Below are 20,690 nucleotides of genomic sequence, written 5' to 3' on the forward strand. Positions count from 1 at the left end.
TGCTAACTGATATTTTTCGTTTTGATCGCTTTACATTTTAGCGAAAAGACACGCTAAAGTTACTCGAGACATCACTCTTAAAATCAATTACCATTAATGCTATAAATGGATAAAATCAAAAACTTAAAGAACTTAAAAGGACTTATTGTGAAAAAAATATTGTTTATCGCCTGTGTGCTCTTATCATCTAACAGCTTTGCTTTAGAACTCGCTAAATACCCAATAGAGCTGAGTTCTGGTGATGGTGTCAATGTTGTTATTGCGCCAACAACGGATAAAAAACAAGCGTTAGTTAAAGTAATAGGCATTAATCACGAGATTGATGACATTACATTTTTAACAGATTTTAAACCTCATGGTAGTAACAACGCTTATAAATATACTTATGATGGTACTGAGCGAAGTTTAATCAGTGTTGATGACGGATATGGCTGTTGCTCGTACACTCTGTATATACCAGGGACCAGAGACGGTATTTATTTAGCAACAAAAGAAAAGTCTAACCCAGTCATTGTTGCAGATTTAAAAGCGCAATATGAACAGCAACAGAGTCAAGGTATTCAAGCTAAGTTAGCAACCTTTAATCGTGAAAAACACTTAACTTACCAGCAGAAAAATATCATTGATGCGAATAACGAAATAGATAAGCAATGCGGCCTCAAAGTAGAGACAAAAGTTGATTGGAAAACAATTGATGATAAAACGTTGCAAACTTACGCTGTCGGTTCATTTTGCGCACAAGTAGCAAATGAAATGGTTTCTATGTGTGAAAACGATCAAAGCTTTAAAAATAAAATCGCTCACATTAATACCATTGAATGCCAATTTACTGATGAGTTAAAACTGCGTCAAAACAATGAAACCCTGACATTTAAAACGGCACCAAAAGCGCCAAACCAGCCTCAATTTATTAAAGCCTACTTATTGAATCTATAATATTTATTTAAAATCAATAAATTAACAACAAAAAAAGCACCTTATGGTGCTTTTTTGTGATCAATTAAAATAAATCCAGCTTAATCACCATAAAACAAACAGAACAACCTAACTTTAATGGTATTTTAGATTAGTTGTCGTAGTGAAAAGCATTCGTTATCACTAAAAGCCACTAACATACGGTGGCTTCATTAAATGACAAGAAAGTTATAGTGTTGGCGTGACTTCACTTTGAGCAAAGCTTTGCTGCATAAATTGATCAATACTGTTGTATAACGCTTGCTGAGTATTAATGTAGTTAAACCCATGAACTTCATTACCAAAAAACATCGACTCATACGGCTTGCCTAATTTATCCAACACGTACTTCAAGCGGAAATAATGCTCCGAATCAACCACGCGGTCCCTGCCACCTTGAGCAATAAAAATAGGAATCGACAGTTCATTCATTCTATACACTGGAGAGTACTCAACTAAGGTGTCCCAAGATTCATTTGGGTCGCCAAGAATATCAATTAACACCCGTCGAGAATCATCTTTTTCAGAAATATTATGATCTGAAAACAGCAATGGAATGTCTGTTACGCCAGCATAAGAAATGGCACATTTATACAAATCAGGCCGTCTTATGGCACTAATTAATGCAGAGTAACCACCGTAACTAATGCCAAATACACACACTTTTTGGCCGTCAATATCTTGCCTAGCAATGGCTTGAGTTACTGCAGATTCAATATCATCTTCAATGAGCCGGCCCCATTGGCGCTTGCCACTATTAAGAAATTTTTTGCCAAATCCTGATGAGCCACGATAGTTTGGCGTTAATACCGCATAGCCTTTTTGCACAAAATAATGCACATCAACTGAAAAATGTCGCGTGTCATTAACACCTAATGGCCCGCCATGAGGCATCACCAATAAAGGCACATCTTTCACAGAAGGATTGTTTGGCATGGTTAAATACGACTCAACTTCAACACCATCTGAAGAAATCGATTTAATCACTGAGCTTTTACCTAATGAGTACTTATTTAACCAGGGACGCTCTTCACCAATCAGCTGACTATGACCTGTTTTGGTGTCAAATAAATAATAAGCTGAAGGTGAGTCAATCGATTGATTAATAGTGACTATTTTTTGGTAATCTTGATCAAAGTGAATCACATAACTGTCTTCTTTGTCCTCTGATGCGCTGGTGTATGTCGACAGCTTATTGTCATAATTTTGCACCAATACACCGCCGAGCATATAGGTATAACCTATGATGCTGCTGTCATAAGGATTTTGAATAATGCCAACAATATCTCGCCCTGGTAAACGGTACACTTCGCCGATAAACGTCTGAGACTGAATATCATAACGAGATAAACTTTGATAACCACTTTGCTGTTCGGATAACACTAACAGTTCATTTTTAGCATCATCAAACCACACGGGTATAAATTTAGTTTGATCACTTTGCCGCCAAACTTGTTGCCACTTTCGGCTGTTAGCTCTTTTAACATGAACTTCTGTAACACCACCTTCGCTAATAAAATTAACGTTGGGTTCACCAAAAGAGTTAAGTAACCATCCCCCTTCTGGAAATGGGCCTTTTGATATACGCTTTTTACTACGAAACTGTGCCTCAAAACTGTCTTCAGTCACGTTAATAGTAAATAAGTGGGCTTTACCATTTTTATAGCGCTGAGCAATAAAGGTGTCGTCAACCGCAAGTAATGGGTCAAATAAATAAGTATGTTTTAATAAAGCAACCTGAGTCAGGCTATTGGCTTCATCCACTTTGTACACCAATAACTGCATACCAGAGTGGCGATCAAATGTGGTGACACTAAAATAGGTTTTTCCTAACCAACCAAAGTCACTAATAACCCTCTTAGATTGCAGGCCAAAACTAATTACCTTGGTGTCCCAACTAAAATCAGTGCCAGCAAGTATCACGGTATAATTGTTATCGACCAGCTTTTTATACAGTAAGTGTTGCCCCTGCGGACTTAACTTAGGGGCGACGACATCTGGGTTTCTGAAGAAGTCGTTTTCGAGGTTTGCTGTTGCAGTCATCGAAAAAAACGTTAGTGCGATGAGAATAGCGTTAATCAGCTTCATAATTGATTCCCTTCAATTGATTTAGCATATTCAAAAAAGTGATCTTTTTCTTTGCCTGTGTAGTTCAAATTATATTGAGTTAACACTTCAGGATAACTCGCTTCCATGTATTCCAACGCTTGGCTGGCTTTGTTATTAAAATAGAATCGAGCACCACCAATCAAGGTATCTAAACTTCCATTCATTTCGGTATACATTGAAAGGTGGCCTGCATAATTAATCTTTCCGGCCTCAACATTTATCACGTAGCCTTGTTCGGCAACGTCAATATACGTCCGTTTACCTAGGTACACGCGGTCCCATGTGTAACTGCCTGCATCTACCACTTCTAGCCAATAGTTGTAATTAGGTTTAACTTGTTCGAGCTTCAAATCTGACAGCCAGCCTTTACCCTCTATGGTAATATGGCTCGGTACGTAACCTTGCTCAATTTTCATTGCAACAAGAATATACCCCTCGTCGTCATTCAATTTGGGAAGGCAATACCCTAAAGTTGACACTCCACATAACGCCATACCAAAAGCGCCTAACACCCATTGTCGATATTGATTCACACAACCACTCCATGTCGATTGTTATTATTGATGAAGTCGATAAATTACTGACTCCATTGTCATTGTTAACTTTTTTCAACACAAAAAGATAACAAATAAAGGCTTAATATAAAATAAAAATTCTTAGGGTCTGTTAAAATTAACGCCCCCAATGTAAAGTAAATTTTCTTCCCTCTACCAATTTACGGTATCCTTAGCCAAAATAGTTAACCGCAGCCTTTAATGCCTTCAAATCTTATTGCCAAGTTTACCGATATCGCGACTAGTGCTTCGCCTCAATCAGGCAGTGTTATCAACACCGCTACGCCAAACCCAAACCCGATAACCTGCTCAAACTGTCAAGCATGTTGCTGCCGATTAGAGGTGATGTTAATTACCGAAACCGGCGTACCCAAAGCCTATATAGCCAAAGATGATTGGGGCGGAGAAGTGATGCGCCGACTTGATGATGGTTGGTGTGCCGCCCTAGACAGAGACACCATGATGTGTTCGATTTACGAACTAAGACCGCTGATTTGCCGTGAATTTGAAATGGCTGAATATGAATGTGAACAAGAACGTAAAGCGTTTGGGATTTAAGCCTTTTTATTGCGCACTTATGCTGGTTATCACCATAGAACCTATATCAAAAACGAGCTCAAACATCACAAACTGGCTGAAATAATATTAACGGTGACTTGCGCTTGAGGGGCATCGGTCTTTATCATAAGCACTACTTTTTTAGGGTTAATGCAATCAAATGTTAACCCCCTTCTTTTTTGGTTTTCAGGAGTAAGCATGCCAAAGATTAATCTGCTGTTATTGTGCGGCGGTGGCAGTGCAGAACACGATATTTCGTTAATGTCTGCACGTTTTTTTGAGTCATCACTGGCAACGTCAGATAAATTTTCGGTACTTAAATTAGTACTCGACGAGCACGGGCATTACCACACAGAAGACGGCAAATTATGCGATTTAACCAACCGCCGTGAAATCCGCTTTGAAGACAACAACACACCGGCTTGGTCGGTTGATTATGTTATTCCTTGTATTCACGGCTTTCCAGGTGAAACAGGCGATATCCAGTCGTACTTTAACTTAATCCAATTGCCCTATTTTGGCTGTGAGTCTGAAGCGTCAAGCAATTGCTTTAACAAGATCACCGCTAAAATGTGGTTTTCTGCCCTAGGCGTACCTAATACGCCGTACATCTTTTTACATCAACTTGACGATGATGCCATTAAGCAGACTGAAGCAGCATTTGACCAGTGGGGCTCGGTGTTTGTTAAAGCCGCTTCTCAGGGCTCGTCTGTAGGCTGTTATAAAGTCGATGCCAAAGCCAAAATCGCCAATGTACTTAAAGATGCCTTTAGCTACGCACCTTACGTGGTGGTTGAGCAAACCATTCATGCTCGCGAGTTAGAAGTGGCGGTGTACGAATATCAAGGTGAAGTCGTGGCAACCTTACCCGGCGAGATTATTTGCGACAGCAATACCTTTTACTCATTTGAAGAAAAGTACGCTAAAAACAGTAAAGCACGCACCGATGTTGTAGCAGATAATCTCAGTCCAGAAGTTAGCCAGCAAATTCGAGATTATGCCATCAAAGCCTTTAAAGGCATGAAGCTACGTCATTTATCGCGTATTGATTTCTTTTTAACTCAAGATAATGAAATTCTACTCAATGAAATCAACACTTTCCCAGGGCTAACACCTATTTCGATGTTCCCGAAGATGTTACAAAATAATGGCCATGATTTTACTGAGTATTTAATTGATGTAATTGGCAGACAAGTCGATTTGTCGTAACTGCTTTTGTCATAAACCAGGTATGTGACAAACACGTTCATCGGTGTTTAAACGAGACAAAAAACAAGGCCAGCAATTTGCTGGCCTTATTCATTTTAGTGTATCTTGAAAGCCTTTAGAAACCTTCTACACCTGCCATATCAGGTAACTGGTGCGCAATCCCCTTATGACAATCGATACAGGTTTTTTCGCCGCTAGCTAATGACGTTGAATGCATTTGCGATGCACGCTTAGACTGACGGGTAAAATCCATATAATCAAAGTTATGACAGTTACGACACTCTAAAGAGTCATTGGCTTTAAGGCGGTTCCATTCATTTTCAGCTAAATGGCGACGCTTTGCTTCAAACTTTTCACGGGTGTTAATGGTACCAAACACCTTACCCCACACTTCTTTAGACGCTTGCATTTTACGAGCAATTTTATCTGTCCAGTTATGCGGTACATGGCAATCAGGACACGTTGCACGCACACCACTGCGGTTAGTAAAGTGAATCGTTGTTTGCAACTCTTGGTAAACGTTGTTTTCCATTTCGTGACAACCGATACAAAACTCTTCGCGGTTAGTTAATTCTAAAGCCGTGTTAAAACCACCCCAGAAAATAATCCCCGCAATAAAGCCACCGATGGTCAAAAAGCCAAGACTGTAATGGACACTCGGACGAAGCAGAATTTTCCATACCAGTTTTAGTTGTTCAAGCAGTTTTGCTAACATATTGACTCCTAGTGCTTAACCGCGGCTTTCGCTTTAATTAAGTGATCAATGTCAACGAAGTCATTTTCAACTAACAATTTCGCATCCAATTGCGGTGCATGACACTGGGTACAAAAATAACGACGAGGCGACAAATCCGCTAAGAAATTATTGTCGCGGTCCATATAGTGCGTCACGCTAACCATAGGTGCTTGTGTGTGGCCGGTGCTGGTACGAGCATGGCATTGAACACACTTATTCACTTTAAGATCAATCTGATAACCGTCAATCTTATGTGGAATAACCGGTGGTTGCATTGGGTAATTACGCACCTGTTTAACGTCAGTATTGATCACCGCTTGCATGGCTGGCGGAGTCGGTTCTACGTTAATGGGTGCTAAACGCAATGTGTCGATTTTTTCTTCAGGTACGCTGGTCGCCATAACGCTAACAGAGAAGCCGAGTAACGCGATAATCGATAATAATTTACCTGTTTTCATGGTCTGTCTCCTTAAGCCTTTACAATCTTAATGGCACATTTCTTAAAGTCGGTTTGTTTTGACAAAGGATCTGTCGCATCTAACGTCACTTTATTAATGAGCTGGCTGGCATCAAACCAAGGTACAAACACTAAGCCGACAGGCGGTTTGTTGCGACCACGGGTTTCAACACGGGTTTTAATCTCACCACGACGAGAAATAACTCGGATTTCATCACCACGGCGTAAACCACGTTTTTTAGCATCTTCTGGGTGCATAAAACACACAGCATCTGGGAAAGCTTTATACAGTTCAGGCACACGTTGCGTCATTGAACCTGAATGCCAATGCTCAAGTACACGGCCTGTCGATAACCAGATATCGTATTCTTCATCCGGCTCTTCAGCTGCTGGCTCATAAGGTAATGCAAAAATTACCGCACGACCGTCTGGCTTACCATAAAACTCAAAACCTTTACCAGGTTTGACATAAGGATCCGACCCTTCGCGGAAGCGCCATTTGGTTTCTTTACCATTCACTACAGGCCAACGTAAACCGTGCTCTTTGTGGTAAACATCGAAGTCTGCTAAATCGTGGCCATGGCCGCGACCAAAGGTAGCGTATTCTTCAAACAAGCCTTTTTGCACATAAAAACCAAAGTGCTTCGCTTCATCATTTAAGTATTTAGGATCAGCATCGCTTAATGGGAATTTCTCAACATTGCCATTTTGGTAAAGCACTTCAAACAAGGTTTTACCTTTAAATTGCGGGTTAGCCGCTAATACTTCAGCAGGCCACACTTCATCAGTGGTAAAGCGCTTAGAGAACTCCATTAGCTGCCAAAGGTCTGACTTTGACTCACCGGGTGCCTTAACCATTTGGTGCCAAAATTGAGTACGACGCTCGGCGTTACCGTATGCACCTTCTTTTTCTACCCACATGGCTGTCGGTAAAATTAAGTCAGCAGCTTGAGTGGTCACTGTTGGGTAAGCATCTGACACTACGATAAAGTTTTCAGGATTGCGGTAACCCGGTAAACCTTCTTCGTTAATGTTAGGGCCAGCTTGCATGTTGTTGTTCACTTGCACCCAATAACAGTTCAAATCGCCATCTTTTAAACGACGGTTTTGCTCAACAGCATGGTAGCCAGGCTTGGCAGGAATGATGCCGCTTGGGATGTGCCAAATGTGTTCAGCGTGTTTTCTGTGTTCAGGGTTTGTGACAACCATATCGGCAGGTAAACGATGCGAGAATGTACCGACTTCACGAGCAGTACCACAAGCCGATGGTTGACCGGTTAACGAGAATGGGCTGTTACCTGGCGTAGAAATTTTACCCACAAGTAAGTGAATGTTATAAATAAGGTTATTACACCACACACCACGAGTATGTTGGTTAAAGCCCATGGTCCAGAATGAGGTCACTTTACGATTAGGGTCAGCATACAATTCAGCTAATTCAATCAATTTGTGCTCAGGTACACCTGATAATTTACTGACTGATTCAACATCGTAGTCGGCAACAAATTTAGCAAATTCATCAAAGTCGATTGGCGCTGAGTCGCCCGCTGTTGCCACGTTTTTGGCTTTCATTTCTAATGGATGCGTTGGACGTAAACCATAACCAATGTCAGTGGTGCCTTTACGGAAGTTAACGTGCTTGCTAATAAAGTCTTCGTTGACCTTACCATTTTGGATAATGTAATTAGCAATGAAGTTAAGGATGGCTAAGTCAGTTTGCGGTGTAAATACTATCGGTAAGTCAGCCAAGTCAAATGAGCGGTGCTCAAAGGTAGATAACACAGCCACTTTGACGTGTTGCGCACTTAAACGACGGTCGGTAACGCGAGTCCATAAAATGGGGTGCATTTCGGCCATATTTGAGCCCCAAAGCACAAATGCATCAGCCGCTTCCATATCATCATAACAACCCATTGGCTCATCGATACCAAAGGTACGCATAAAGCCACCTACCGCAGATGCCATACAATGACGAGCATTAGGGTCGATATTGTTTGAACCAAAGCCCGCTTTCATTAACTTAACTGCGGCATAGCCTTCAAATACAGTCCACTGGCCAGAACCAAACATACCTACCGCAGTGGGTCCTTTAGCTTTAATGGTCGCTTTCCAGCGTTCAGCCATCGTGTCGAAGGCTTTTTCCCAGCTAATTGGAGTAAACTCACCGTGTTTATCGTATTTACCATCGGTCATACGTAACATAGGCGTTTGCAGGCGGTCGCGACCGTACATAATTTTAGAAAGGAAGTAACCTTTAATGCAGTTTAAGCCGCGGTTAACTTCACTTTTTGCGTCACCATGGGTAGCAACCACTTTACCGTCGCGGGTAGCAACAATAACAGAACAGCCAGTACCACAAAAACGGCAAGGCGCTTTGTTCCATTCAAGTTTGTTTTGCTCAGAGCTGGTAATGAGGTTTGTTGCACTGGTTGGTAAAGCCAAACCAGCAACACTTGCCGCAGCCATAGCGGCGTTGGCTTTCATAAAATCGCGTCTATTCATTTTCATTTTTCACCTTCTTCAAGCTCTTCACTTTGGTGATATACCATGGTGGCCGACAACACACCGGGTATGGCATTAATCGTTGAGATATCATCCATTAATGATTTTTGGCTTGTTCCTTCAACGACAACAACTAACTTAACGTCATTATTGGCTGACAACTCGGCATTTTTTATGGCCATTATTTTCTGTCTTACTTCAGCCATTTGCTCAGGTTGTACTTGGACAATTAGGCTGGTTACGTGAAGTTCACTGTTCATTGCATCGCTCTCATTTTTTAATGTTTTTATTAATTTTATGGATGGATTAACCAGCGCCTGGAGGCCCTGTTAAAATTTGGCTAAACCAAATACTAAAGCCCAGTGCACTAACCAGTAACACTGATAAAATGGGTGCTAAAAACACAGTCAAAAAGATGAAGATTTTCAGCTCTAAGCCTTTCAAATTGGTAGTATCTTTACTCATAGACCCTCCAGTAGTGGGGGATAAAACAACTCATATAAAATATGTGTTGTTTCTTAATTAGGACTCGTGTGAATTTTAGCGTTTATCAATTAACAAACTATATACTCACAAATTGGTAAACTAAGGCTTATATGATCTAGATCATCAAATTAACCAAATCGCTGGCTAGATCAGGGTTCTTAACCATAAATACCGATTAAATAAAGGGTTATTTAGCGATAACCCGATCAATATCACCTTTTGCTAAAATAAGTGTATTTTTACTGTCAATAATAGAACTTGCAGAACGTTTTATATTGAAATTTGTTCGAAATATAAACATGTTAAACTAGGCGGCTGGATTATGACCTAGCAATATAAATATATTTAGGAGCCGCTGCCAAAAAATAAATGTTTTATGTTAGACATGTCGGTTGTATTCGTTAATGTTGCTAACTGCATTTTTTTGCAATTTAACTAGCAAACACTCGGTCTTGTGATTCCTGTTTTGCAGTGCCTTGCATCAACGGTTAAACAACCTTACTCTTAAGGTGTTTATTAAGTGTAGTAGACAAACGCCCATAAAAAAACCGACCCTTTGTGGAGGTCGGCTTTATCTCATTATGCTTGCTTTAAAGTGAACTCAAGCGATAACGCAATACTTTGAGTGATTTTTGCTCATCGATGTCAGCAAATACACTTGGATTGTCAATGCGCTCAACATAGGTCAATTGCGGTGCGGTATTGGCCACTTGCTTCATTAAAAAATCACATCCAAGCTCCGGCGCATTAAGACATAATAATACTTCCCCTTGCGGCGCTAACAAGTCTGGCAAACGTTTTAACAAACGCTCATAATCTTTGGTGGCCACAAAACTGCCACGTTGGTTGCTCGGTGGATCTGCCACAATTAAATCATAAGGCCTTAACTTTGTTAGCTTGCCCCAGGACTTAAAAATATCATGGCCTAAATAACGGGCTCCAACAGGTAAATCATTGAGTAAATGGTTTTGCTTACCAATACTTAACGCGCCTTTGCTCATGTCCATGTTGACCACTTCATCGGCGCCACCTTGCAAGGCTGCCACCGAAAACCCACACGTGTAAGCAAACAAATTAAGCACTTTTTTATGCTTGGTATGTTGTTTAACCCATGCACGGCCATTGGCCATGTCTAAAAATAGGCCATGATTTTGGCCACGCAGTAAATGCACCAAAAAGCGAGCACCGTTTTCAGTCACTACGTGTTGCTCAGGCACTTCACCGTATAATAAGTCGCTAAAGGTTTGGCCACCATGACGATATTGGTAAACTAAATTCAGCGGCTGATTTGGGTAGGTAGATTGCCAAAAAGCCACAATGGCACCCACCAATTCATCACGTTGCTCATCGTCTAACATTTTAAAGCTAGTGAGCAGTAATACCGGTTTATACCAGTCTAAACAAAGATGCTCATCGCCAGCGAACAAACCGCCACGGCCATGAAATAAACGGCAAACATCTTCGCCAACAGTCAAACTGGGTAACACTTGTAAAAAACGCTTCATACTCTCTCTTACTTACTCAATTTACTCATCAATTTATGATGGTTTGGATTGTTCATCGTCAGTATTAACTAGGCTCTCATTTGTGTGTTGTGTTGCCTCATCGGCTGAGTTGGCAACAACTTGCTCTACACTTTCAGGTTGATTAACGATATCTTCAACATCATCTGAGAGCAATATCGACAACCATCCGCCCGACTCGCTTGATTCAAGCGCAATTTTCACAATCATCGTTAATGGCACCGACAATAACATGCCTACCGACCCCAACAGCCAGCCCCAAAAAATCAATGACAAAAATACCACTAAGGTAGACAAACCAAGTCCGCGGCCCATAAAGCGAGGCTCAACCACGTTGCCCATCACCATATTGGTACCTACATATAACAGCCCGGTAATACCTGCTGCACCAGGCCCTATTTGAATAAACGCTAACAATACGGCAGGTATTGCCGCAATAATAGAACCAATATTAGGAATATAATTAAATAAGAAAGCAATCACCGCCCACAACAACGCATAGTCGACACCGATGATGCTCAAGCCTATTCCAATCACCCCTGCGGTGGCTAAGCTTACTAAGGTTTTAATCACCATGTATTGATTTACAGAGTGTAAAAACTTGTCGATTTGCTGTAAGCGCATGTCTGGGTCGTCTAACGCTAAATGGAACTTTTTAGGCATTGATTGCGCTTCAAATAACATAAACACAATGGTCAAAATAATCAGAAACAAATTCGCCATCACATTACCCACACCCGACAGCATGTTGGTGGTCATTGATAACGCCATACCAGGGTCAAAATAATCGAGTACTTTTTGCTTAGATATTTGAATATTAAAGCTTTGTAGCTTTTCAATAATCCATGCAAATTGTTCAATTAATTGTTGACGATACACAGGCATCTGTTTTGAGAATTCATTAATTGAACTGCCCACTAAACTGGCTAACCACAACCCCATTAGCACGATAAATGTCATCAATAAAATAATCGATAACCATTTAGGGATCCGATACTTAGACATAAGCACAATGGCTGGATTACAAATTACCGCTAAAAAAGCCGACAATACAAAAGGCACCACAATAGGGCTGGCGGTTTTAATCCCCGCTAAAATAATCACTACACACGCCATAACCACAAAACTGCGTACAGTCATCGTTGATTGCTGTATTCCTTTCATAGAGTAAAAAATCCTTATTGCTACTTTTTAAAATGATTGATTATGCTAAGCTAAACTCAGTAACGTGTTGCTAATTAAGTTAAATTTATTGTTCTACTGTATCAGTTTGTTGATATTAGCAGTGAATCACATTAAGGGAATGACACAAATAATATGAAACCAGAAACCGCTATTATACGCATTAAAAACTTACGCTTACGTACTTATATCGGCATTAAAGAAGACGAAATCAATAATCAACAAGATATTATCGTCAATGTGGTTATTCATTATTGTGCTGATAAGGCCCGTAATAGCAACAATGTTGCTGATGCGTTGAATTATCGCACCATTACTAAAAAAATCATTGCCTTGATTGAAAATAATCGTTTTTCGTTATTGGAAAATCTTACCAACCAAACATTGGTCATTGCCAGCGAACATGATTGGGTTGAGTTTGCCAGTGTCGAAATAGACAAACCGCACGCACTGCGCTTTGCCGACTCGGTATCAATGGAGTTGTGTTACCAAAAACCGCAATAAGCCAGTAACGGTATTAGCGGGTGATCATTTTGATGTTAACGGCCGTATAATTGAGTTCTTTCGGCATACTATATTGGGGGTGATATGAAAATATTAATCACTGGCGCCACCGGCTTTGTAGGCCAACAGTTAGTGGGCTCACTCACACAGCATCAATTGGTGATATTAAGCCGCAATATTAGTGCCGCAAAAGCCAAATTGGGCGATCAACATCAATACTGGTCAAGCCTGGCTAACAAAACCGACCTCAACGACATTGATGCGGTGATCAATTTAGCTGGCGAACCTATAGTCGCAAAACGTTGGTCTGCTAAACAAAAGCTGCTTATTTGCAACAGCCGCTGGGATATTACCGCCGCTCTTAGCCAACTTATCCGCAACAGCAGCAACCCGCCTCACACCTTTATTAGCGGCTCAGCAATAGGCTATTACGGTGCTCAAAGTTCAACGCCTGTTGATGAAAAAAGCGGGTTTCACGCCGAATTTGGCCACGATATTTGCCAAAAATGGGAAGACCTCGCCCTGCAAGCACAATCGCAACAAACCCGCGTGTGCATTACTCGCATAGGGATTGTATTGGGTAAAAATGGCGGCGCGTTAGCCAAAATGTTACCACCGTTTAAGCTCGGAGTCGGTGGCCCCATCGGTAAAGGCGATCAAGGCATGAGCTGGATCCACATCAGCGACTTGGTGGGCTTAATTAACTATTTACTTGAGCACCCGCCTTTGCAAGGCGTGTTCAATGCTACTGCACCAAATCCGGTAAGTAATAAATTATTTTCACAAACATTAGGCAAAGTGCTTAACCGCCCGGCGATTATCACCACGCCACCATTAGCATTGAGACTGGCTATGGGTGAAATGTCACAGTTACTTATTGAGGGCCAATTTGTACTGCCCACCAATGCGATCAAAGCTGGTTATGAGTTCAACTATACCGATATAGAAGCTGCACTTACTGATGTGGTGAGTTAAAAGCGTGGCGAGTTAAATGGGTTTTGGATTAAGTTTTGGACAGAGAGTGCAGTGTTAAATAAAAAGACGAAATGATGTTTAACAAAGCCCCTTAACGATTAAATAAGCCAGTTAGAGATTTCAACTGGTTTATCAAACCGTTAAGAGATAGATAAAGCAGAAGTTAAAACTAATGACCGATACGATCCAGCTTTTGTATCAGTTCCATCTTTATATCTTGAGGAGTTTGGCTTTGCCAGTAACCACTTACATAGGCAAATAACGGCACCATAAACATCAGCGTAAACAGTAAGATCATCAATCCTCTTGCAGAAAGTTTAATGCCATTACGGGTGCTAAATTGCAGAGCCTCTTTTTTAGGGCAAGCTGACATACAACGCATACAGGCTTGGCATTCGTCTGAGTGGATATTTTTTTGAGTATGAACCGATATATTAGCAGGGCAAGCTCGGGTACATTTATCACAACTCATGCCTTTAGTTTCAATTAAACAATGTTGTGTACTCCGGCGAATTTTAAACGGGCTAGCAAAGCTCACTATCCCTAACATCGCACCGTAAGGGCAAATGTAGCGACAGAACCCTTGACGACGCCATGCTGCTAACGCAAAGATGATGCTGAACCCGATCAAGGCAACCATTGATGGCATCATAAAAAACACAGCCATTTTTAAGTCAGCGACTTTGTGGTAATTGCCTGTCAAGTAATGAGGAAGCGTTGCAGTTGGCATTGAAATAACCAAATACATAAGTGCGGCTAATAATAAGTATTTAAGCATTCTCAGTGGCCAGTCTAACCATGCTGGAGGCAGAAGTTCAGCAGAGATAAAACGCTTTCTGAGTTTATAAAGATATTCACCTGCTAAGCCTAATGGACAAGCCCAACCACAAAAAGCGCGTTTGCAAATAAGCCCTGTTAATAACACCACACACAACATCACCACTGCTGCTGGATGATTTTGATCCCACAAGTCTAACGTTAAGATGGCTTTAAGTTCAATACCACCAGCAATAGGTAAAAAGGCATCACCCACATCAGGACGCATTAACCATGGGGTTTCGCCTGCATATAGCATTGCTGCATTAATGGCATATTGCACACCGACTAGTAACATGGAAAGGGCGAAAAAATGTTGGCAAATCTCGCGTATTTTATTTGGTCTGCCTTCAGCATTAGCAAAGGCGGGTTGGTATTGACCGAGTATGGTGACAACAACTACAGCGCCCAACAAAATAAGTAATAACGGCCAGAAAAAACTGGCGATAGTCGCACCGAGCAATAATGCCCCGCTGACCAATGCGCCCCATTTTTTGCCACCCCAGTACAGTAAGCTAGTGCTATACACTAGTGCTAGCATTAAAGTGATTGATTCAATTGTACTCATAGAGGTTCCCTATATTGTTTTGTTGCTGTCAATAATGGATAAAGGTTCTGCCTAAAGGCAATGTCAACCACAACACTCTGTTATAGTTGCCATTTTGTGTCTTGTTGCCATGAGTCTGCAGTCAAGTCGCTGGTGATAAAAAATAAGTTGCAGTTTATTCAGTTCGGCTTATGTTACGTGTTACTCTCTAATAATTTTTTTAGGTCATCTAATCTACTGATAATAAAATGTTTTCTTCCATCTCTATGTAAGTACCCATTGCGAATGAGGTTATTCATCAGTGAAGAGGTTGTTTGGCGTGTCGTCCCAATCAGTAGTGAAATATCTTCCATACTTAAATCGCATTCAAATCGGAGTCCTTCTGACGTTTGTTCACCCGATGTTTGTCCCCATGACAGTACAAACTCGATTAATCGATACCTCGCATCATGAAATATTAGCCCCTCGATGAGATCTAACGTACTGCCTAATGCTTCACCTAAAATGCCTGTCATCACGATTGATAATTCAGGAAATTTCGCGATTTTATCGCGAAAAATATCAGCCCCAACAAGCATCAAGGTTGAATCCTTGCATGTCTCCAAAAATGCCCGAGTATGTGTGCTGAATATGTCGCCAGGCTCAAGAAAACAAAGGGTAAACTCACGCCCTTCATAAGAAAGGTAAACGCGTACCCGGCCTGAATGCACAATAAATACGTCATTGTTTCCCATACTCGGGATGCTAAAGAGTTGTCCTTTAGGAAAGCTTTTACATCTGAATTCATCCAGAAACCCTTCGTATTGAGGTTCTCTCAGTTTCTCAATGATATTTATTCGTGACATTCTCATTTTTGATTGCATGTCGCGCTCTCCATAATATTTACGATAGAAATTGCTGTTAACGGTCTAATTAACGATTTTATGTTATTTATCAATAACTATTAAGCTGTTGATTCACAGGACTAAACACCTTAAGTAACGCGTGCCTCATCGTGAATGTTAACCTGATACCTACTCAGCGTTAAGCGCTTATTTTGAAACATTCAGACCTGATATCAATAAGTTAGCGATTAAACATACAATCCTATTTTTTGTACAAAAATACATCGAACAATGCTACTAGCAATCAAAGATACACTTGACACCTTGCCCCTCATCATCACGAGTTATGCAATCCTAAGTTTGATAATTTGGTACGTACCATTTCATGCGTTCAGGTTAACCATCTCTATAGGTAATAATTTTAAGATAATCGTTTTTAAAACATTGAACATTCTTTAATGTCCAGATCTCGCCAAGTAGTGAAAACAGCACCTCAACCGACATTAAAATCGAATGATTAAGCATGTCATTAGCCGTTGTAATTGTTCGAGAGCGAATATGATTCGGGCCAAATTTAATTCAGATGGGAAGTTCGATCTGTCGCCTTGCTGACAGTAGAGCATCATTAAATTTCGTTACATCGCTTTGCATTAACGATTCGCGCGATAAAAGAAGCCATTTCACACTGTTTTACTGTCAGCAAAATTTTTTGAGGCACAAATAACTAGTTGAAAATAAACGGTAAGATGATTTTGGCCTTGTTTTTTAAAAGAAAACCGTATGTATATACGCAGTTTTAAAGCAATAAATATGAATTCGTATTTTTATGACGTAACGCACAGTTGAGAACTTCATTGAATTCAGAAAAAATATGACACATCGTGATGTTTTATTTGCCCTGCGAAGCTGGCAAACCCGATACAACGAATCAGTGCGCGAAAACCAAGCAGAAAACCAAGCAGAAAACCAAGCCAATCATTATTTGAATACGCCTAATCCGTTAAGCAATAAGGTGTTTTCACAAACATTAGGCAAAGTGCTTAATCGCCCGGCGATTATCACCACACCACAGTTAGCACTGAGACTGGTTATGGATGAAATGTCACAGTTACTCATTTACTCATCGAAGGCCAATTTATGCAATCCACCAATGCGCTCAAAGCCGGTTATGAGTTCAACTATACCGATATTGAAGCTGCACTTATTGATGTGGTGAGTTAAAAGCGTGATGAGTCAAAGCCTGGCGAGTTAAATGGGGTTTGGATTGAGTTTTGGATTGAGTTTGGGATAGGGAGTGCAGTGAGTAAATGCTGGACGGTGGTATAGCGGTAATTTGAGTTGTCACTTTAAGCTTTGTCGTTTTGGCTTGCAGTCACCAATGTTGTGGTGCTTTGCTCACACAAGCCAGAAGGAGGCTAGAAACCTCCGATAGCCCGATTAAGTTAACAAATTAGCTTCTCTATTGAGAGCCTCTGCCGCCCACTGATTTATACTCTGACCACTCAGCTCTGCTGCGGTTGCAACAGCGGCGTGAATTTCAGGACGAATACGTAGCATTAATTTTCCTGAATAAGGTTTTTGAGGTGTTTTACCAATCTTTTTACACGCTTCTAAATAGTCATTGACTGCTTCTTCAAATGCTGTTTTTAGTTCAGAAACAGTTTCACCATGAAACCCAACAACGTCTTTTATACCTGCTATATGTCCAATAAAACACTCATCTTCTGAGCTAAACTCTATACGAGCAGCATAACCTTGATACACCATTGAATTACTCATGGTTCTACTCCTAGCTGTTTTAGAAAGGATCGCGCATCTTTGACTTGATATGGTTTTGCTTCTTTCTTTGGATGCGGTCGATGGAAAGAAGCAATGACGCCGTTTTTATGGAACCTAACACGCGAGCCATTTCCCTCAATCACCTCAGCACCTATACATACAAACAGAGACTCAATATCCTTCCATACTAAAGAAGCAGACACTGGATCTGTATATATCGCTATCAAAGTGCGTTTTTGTTTTGAATTCATAAAGAAGATGATATCATAATTTGATATCAAAACAAGTTTCAGGTTATACCAAGACTATCGTGGGTGGCCATACTAATTGTTATTTGTTAGTGCCAATACCATTCAAACCTTGTCAATTTTTAAAATCCCGTTTCCTTGCTTAGAAAGATAAACAATAGTCACGCACTGTCCGTTTTTTATGTACGTATCGTGTTCTCGATTAGCATAAAAGTATCTCTCGGTAGCGTAATCGTTATACGTGAATTTTACCCCTGATAAGATAAAAGTTTCTTCTCTACTATTACCTTGTACAATTTTGTGGTTGGTTATACAGCCCGATATGACCTGAGCCTTATTAGCCAAAATAGTAGTTTGGACGTGATAAATATCCAATCCGTTAAAAAGTCCTGTGGTAAAAACAATCATAAATATGCTCACCACAATAACTGCGATATGTTTAGATTTTAATTTGGTTAGAGCTGAGAGTGACTGTAGCAAAGGTGTGAATTTAAAAATCGCAACAACGCGCCAGCGATTATTAAGCCAATTAAATTGAAACTAGCGTTGATGGACTCCACATTACTTACGAAGTAGGTACCGCTTGAAGGTTCTAACATCATACTTAACTTAAATCCCTAAACTTGGCTGCTAACGCCTAAAACACCTGCTTGGTGAAGTTGGCGGCTTTTTTGGAACAAAAAAGGTGACAGCTTTGCCAAGTCCGAGTGCTTTGACTTGTTAAGCCTTTGGCTCGAAATAAAGCTCATACCTTTCTAAGTGCTCCAGTTTAAAAAATTCTTGGTCTTCAAGATCTTCTACTGCATCAGGGTCTTCTTTACCTGAATTTAGAGATCTTATGGTTAGCTTATAAACCCCAGACCCAATATTAAACTCTGGCTCATCATTATGGCCATAAGCTGGTGATGACAATTTTACCTTGCCAGAATTAATTGTAATTTCAGTGATAGCATCATGACCGCCTTCAGGCAGTACTTCACTAGGAGAACCTTTGTGGATAGTCACAGCATGATCATTGTAGTCACCGACAGTAACAACATGGATACTGCTCTTACCTTGAAGGTATCCTTTTTTAAGCACTTCATCAGACCACTCTTCATCTACCTCATAAGGGTCGGTATCACTGTCAAAGACATAAAACTGATAGTGATCTACAAATATTCTGTGTTGTCCGATCATGACTTCTCTTGAGGCTTAACAGCTTATTGAACGGCCAATTAAATTTAAACCCAGCCATTTAAGTGATTGATTAATATCATCCTACATTTGCTATCTTATTGAAGTAAAGCAATTAATTGTGACTAAAAAACAAAAGCAAACCGTGCTTGCAGATAAAGTAAGATACGATGGCACGGTAGCAAAAATTAAAGAGAACAATATCAGATGATTATGATTTATGTATTTCTCAACTGTTACAACTAACGCACGATTTTTAATCATTTTTTTTCATAAAACAATGAAAAAACATTATGACTGTACATAAAACCAGCACCACCTATATAAAACCAGCACGGCCCATATAAAAGTACTCACGCTGATTGTATCGTTAACGCTTTTGATTTTTTCACATGAGCAACAGGTGGCTTGGGTACAAATAAATGCTTGTTGGCAACGGTAAAGTACATTGTGTTTGTAAGAGACATTCGGGTAATGCAGCAACAGCGGCCAGAGCAACTTGCACTACGATATTAGTGGTCGTAGGCCATAGATTAAATACCCAATAAGACAAAAATGAGCCAACAATGAGCCTTCCCAACCCAATGGCCTTAAAAACACCTAAATAATAAAATCATAAACAGACTCAAACCAAATTATGAATAATATCGATGATGGGTTGGTAACGCTTTGCCAATGGGCGGTGCTTTTTATTGATTAAAAATAATGGCTCACTAACGCCCTGCTTTGGATCATCTATACCATCGAGCTTGGCAATGCATATTTGGGCTTGTTGGGCAAAACTGTCTACGGCAAATTGTGGCAACACAGCAAAGGCTAAGCCTTTGGCAACAGGCACGAGTATTTGATTCAGCTGGTTAACATAACTTCTTATTGGCACCTGCTGTGCCATGGCTTGCTTGTCATTAAAGTAATGATTCACAATTTGTTGCCAATAATGCATACCATCGGGATGCGCTACCATGCCAAGTGCCATTAACTGTTCAAAGTTTATGATGGTATCTTGATACTTTTTCGGCATCACAATACATAAAGCTTGCTGCCCAAGAGGTGTGAGTTGCAGCTCATCCATATGCACCGCTTGGGTGATAATGCCAAGCTCAACCTGGTTGGCTAACACATTGTCAATGATGCGCTTATTAGGTGCAGCTTCGAGTGAGATTTGTAATTGCTGGTGCGGATGTTGGTAGTCAATTAAATGCGGATAGAGTAATAATGCCAGCGAGCCAGAACATGCCACTCGGCACTCGCCAACATAAACATCATCAACAGCCAGTTGTGATAACAGTTGTTGTTGCTGTTGCTGCCAAAGTAAGGCTTGTTGGTGTAGTTGAATGCCCGCTTCAGTCAGCTCAAAACGCTTTCCAACTCGATATAACAATGCCACACCCACTTGCTCTTCCAACTTTTTAATGTGTTGGCTTACCCCGGGTTGGGTCATAAACAGTTGTTCTGCCGTCTGAGTAAAGTGCCCGACTTCAACTAACTTAACCTCAGATCTGGTTAAGCAAACACGATATTAGTGCTATCTAACAGCTCAAGTTCTTGAGC

21 protein-coding genes and 1 pseudogene are annotated in these 20,690 nt (G+C 40.6%); 6 read left to right on the forward strand and 16 right to left on the reverse strand.

The window, feature by feature from the left end; genetic code table 11:
- Window positions 1-147 precede the first annotated feature (147 nt).
- Window positions 148-936: a hypothetical protein gene (locus IEY42_RS12120; RefSeq protein WP_188925476.1), complete on the forward strand. Its 789-nt coding sequence runs from the start codon at window positions 148-150 to the stop codon at window positions 934-936.
- A 207-nt stretch (window positions 937-1,143) separates the two neighbouring features.
- Here the strand turns inward: IEY42_RS12120 and IEY42_RS12125 are convergent, their stop codons facing one another.
- Both IEY42_RS12125 and IEY42_RS12130 read right to left on the reverse strand, forming a co-directional pair.
- Window positions 1,144-3,042 carry an alpha/beta hydrolase family protein gene (locus IEY42_RS12125; protein WP_188925477.1) on the reverse strand — a complete coding sequence of 633 codons (1,899 nt, stop codon included), beginning with the start codon at window positions 3,040-3,042 and terminating at the stop codon, window positions 1,144-1,146.
- Window positions 3,039-3,596 (reverse strand): hypothetical protein, encoded by a 558-nt coding sequence (locus IEY42_RS12130; protein WP_188925478.1) that lies wholly within the window; start codon window positions 3,594-3,596, stop codon window positions 3,039-3,041. The genes IEY42_RS12125 and IEY42_RS12130 overlap by 4 nt, the downstream gene beginning before the upstream one ends.
- A gap of 222 nt (window positions 3,597-3,818) precedes the next feature.
- On the opposite strand from IEY42_RS12130, the gene IEY42_RS12135 reads away from it, so the two are divergent.
- Entirely contained in the window at window positions 3,819-4,175 is a 357-nt protein-coding gene (locus IEY42_RS12135; RefSeq protein WP_188925479.1) for a YkgJ family cysteine cluster protein, read from the forward strand.
- A gap of 198 nt (window positions 4,176-4,373) precedes the next feature.
- Entirely contained in the window at window positions 4,374-5,384 is a 1,011-nt protein-coding gene (locus IEY42_RS12140) for a D-alanine--D-alanine ligase (RefSeq protein ID WP_188925480.1), read from the forward strand.
- Window positions 5,385-5,499: 115 nt separating this feature from the next.
- On the opposite strand, the gene IEY42_RS12145 is transcribed toward IEY42_RS12140, so the two are convergent.
- The 7 genes from IEY42_RS12145 to IEY42_RS12175 form a co-directional block, all read right to left on the reverse strand.
- On the reverse strand, window positions 5,500-6,087 hold the full coding sequence (locus tag IEY42_RS12145; RefSeq protein ID WP_160053409.1) for a cytochrome c3 family protein: 588 nt from the start codon (window positions 6,085-6,087) through the stop codon (window positions 5,500-5,502).
- 20 nt (window positions 6,088-6,107) lie between these two features.
- Window positions 6,108-6,578 (reverse strand): nitrate reductase cytochrome c-type subunit, encoded by a 471-nt coding sequence (locus IEY42_RS12150; protein ID WP_188920533.1) that lies wholly within the window; start codon window positions 6,576-6,578, stop codon window positions 6,108-6,110.
- Window positions 6,579-6,589: 11 nt separating this feature from the next.
- Window positions 6,590-9,079: a nitrate reductase catalytic subunit NapA gene (gene napA, locus IEY42_RS12155; RefSeq protein ID WP_188925481.1), complete on the reverse strand. Its 2,490-nt coding sequence runs from the start codon at window positions 9,077-9,079 to the stop codon at window positions 6,590-6,592.
- Window positions 9,080-9,081: 2 nt separating this feature from the next.
- A complete protein-coding gene (locus tag IEY42_RS12160; protein ID WP_188920535.1) occupies window positions 9,082-9,339 on the reverse strand; it encodes a chaperone NapD in 258 nt (85 codons plus the stop codon).
- A 46-nt stretch (window positions 9,340-9,385) separates the two neighbouring features.
- Entirely contained in the window at window positions 9,386-9,544 is a 159-nt protein-coding gene (locus IEY42_RS12165; protein ID WP_160053316.1) for a periplasmic nitrate reductase, NapE protein, read from the reverse strand.
- A gap of 611 nt (window positions 9,545-10,155) precedes the next feature.
- A complete protein-coding gene (locus tag IEY42_RS12170) occupies window positions 10,156-11,070 on the reverse strand; it encodes a class I SAM-dependent methyltransferase (RefSeq protein WP_188925482.1) in 915 nt (304 codons plus the stop codon).
- Between the two features lie 33 nt (window positions 11,071-11,103).
- Entirely contained in the window at window positions 11,104-12,252 is a 1,149-nt protein-coding gene (locus IEY42_RS12175; protein ID WP_188925483.1) for an AI-2E family transporter, read from the reverse strand.
- Window positions 12,253-12,405: 153 nt separating this feature from the next.
- On the opposite strand from IEY42_RS12175, the gene folX reads away from it, so the two are divergent.
- Both folX and IEY42_RS12185 read left to right on the forward strand, forming a co-directional pair.
- On the forward strand, window positions 12,406-12,774 hold the full coding sequence (folX, locus tag IEY42_RS12180) for a dihydroneopterin triphosphate 2'-epimerase (RefSeq protein WP_188925484.1): 369 nt from the start codon (window positions 12,406-12,408) through the stop codon (window positions 12,772-12,774).
- Window positions 12,775-12,858: 84 nt separating this feature from the next.
- On the forward strand, window positions 12,859-13,749 hold the full coding sequence (locus tag IEY42_RS12185) for a TIGR01777 family oxidoreductase (RefSeq protein ID WP_188925485.1): 891 nt from the start codon (window positions 12,859-12,861) through the stop codon (window positions 13,747-13,749).
- A 169-nt stretch (window positions 13,750-13,918) separates the two neighbouring features.
- On the opposite strand, the gene IEY42_RS12190 is transcribed toward IEY42_RS12185, so the two are convergent.
- Both IEY42_RS12190 and IEY42_RS12195 read right to left on the reverse strand, forming a co-directional pair.
- Window positions 13,919-15,133, reverse strand: a complete 1,215-nt coding sequence (locus IEY42_RS12190) for a 4Fe-4S binding protein (protein WP_188925486.1) — start codon at window positions 15,131-15,133, stop codon at window positions 13,919-13,921.
- Window positions 15,134-15,306: 173 nt separating this feature from the next.
- Window positions 15,307-15,975 (reverse strand): Crp/Fnr family transcriptional regulator, encoded by a 669-nt coding sequence (locus IEY42_RS12195; protein WP_188925487.1) that lies wholly within the window; start codon window positions 15,973-15,975, stop codon window positions 15,307-15,309.
- A gap of 1,098 nt (window positions 15,976-17,073) precedes the next feature.
- On the opposite strand from IEY42_RS12195, the gene IEY42_RS22375 reads away from it, so the two are divergent.
- Window positions 17,074-17,157: a DUF1731 domain-containing protein gene (locus tag IEY42_RS22375; protein WP_229780042.1), complete on the forward strand. Its 84-nt coding sequence runs from the start codon at window positions 17,074-17,076 to the stop codon at window positions 17,155-17,157.
- A gap of 216 nt (window positions 17,158-17,373) precedes the next feature.
- On the opposite strand, the gene IEY42_RS12205 is transcribed toward IEY42_RS22375, so the two are convergent.
- The 5 genes and pseudogenes from IEY42_RS12205 to IEY42_RS22595 all read right to left on the reverse strand — a co-directional run.
- A complete protein-coding gene (locus tag IEY42_RS12205) occupies window positions 17,374-17,715 on the reverse strand; it encodes a type II toxin-antitoxin system HicB family antitoxin (protein ID WP_188925488.1) in 342 nt (113 codons plus the stop codon).
- Window positions 17,712-17,966: a type II toxin-antitoxin system HicA family toxin gene (locus tag IEY42_RS22715; RefSeq protein WP_188925489.1), complete on the reverse strand. Its 255-nt coding sequence runs from the start codon at window positions 17,964-17,966 to the stop codon at window positions 17,712-17,714. The genes IEY42_RS12205 and IEY42_RS22715 overlap by 4 nt, the downstream gene beginning before the upstream one ends.
- 717 nt (window positions 17,967-18,683) lie before the next feature.
- Entirely contained in the window at window positions 18,684-19,142 is a 459-nt protein-coding gene (comJ, locus tag IEY42_RS12215) for a competence protein ComJ (RefSeq protein WP_188925490.1), read from the reverse strand.
- 622 nt (window positions 19,143-19,764) lie between these two features.
- Window positions 19,765-20,379: a substrate-binding domain-containing protein gene (locus tag IEY42_RS12220; protein ID WP_268244271.1), complete on the reverse strand. Its 615-nt coding sequence runs from the start codon at window positions 20,377-20,379 to the stop codon at window positions 19,765-19,767.
- A 108-nt stretch (window positions 20,380-20,487) separates the two neighbouring features.
- A pseudogene (locus IEY42_RS22595) lies at window positions 20,488-20,619 on the reverse strand (LysR family transcriptional regulator); the annotation flags it as partial.
- Window positions 20,620-20,690 lie beyond the last annotated feature (71 nt).

Origin of the sequence: Shewanella algicola (assembly GCF_014648035.1) — a bacterium.
GTDB lineage: Bacteria > Pseudomonadota > Gammaproteobacteria > Enterobacterales > Shewanellaceae > Shewanella > Shewanella algicola.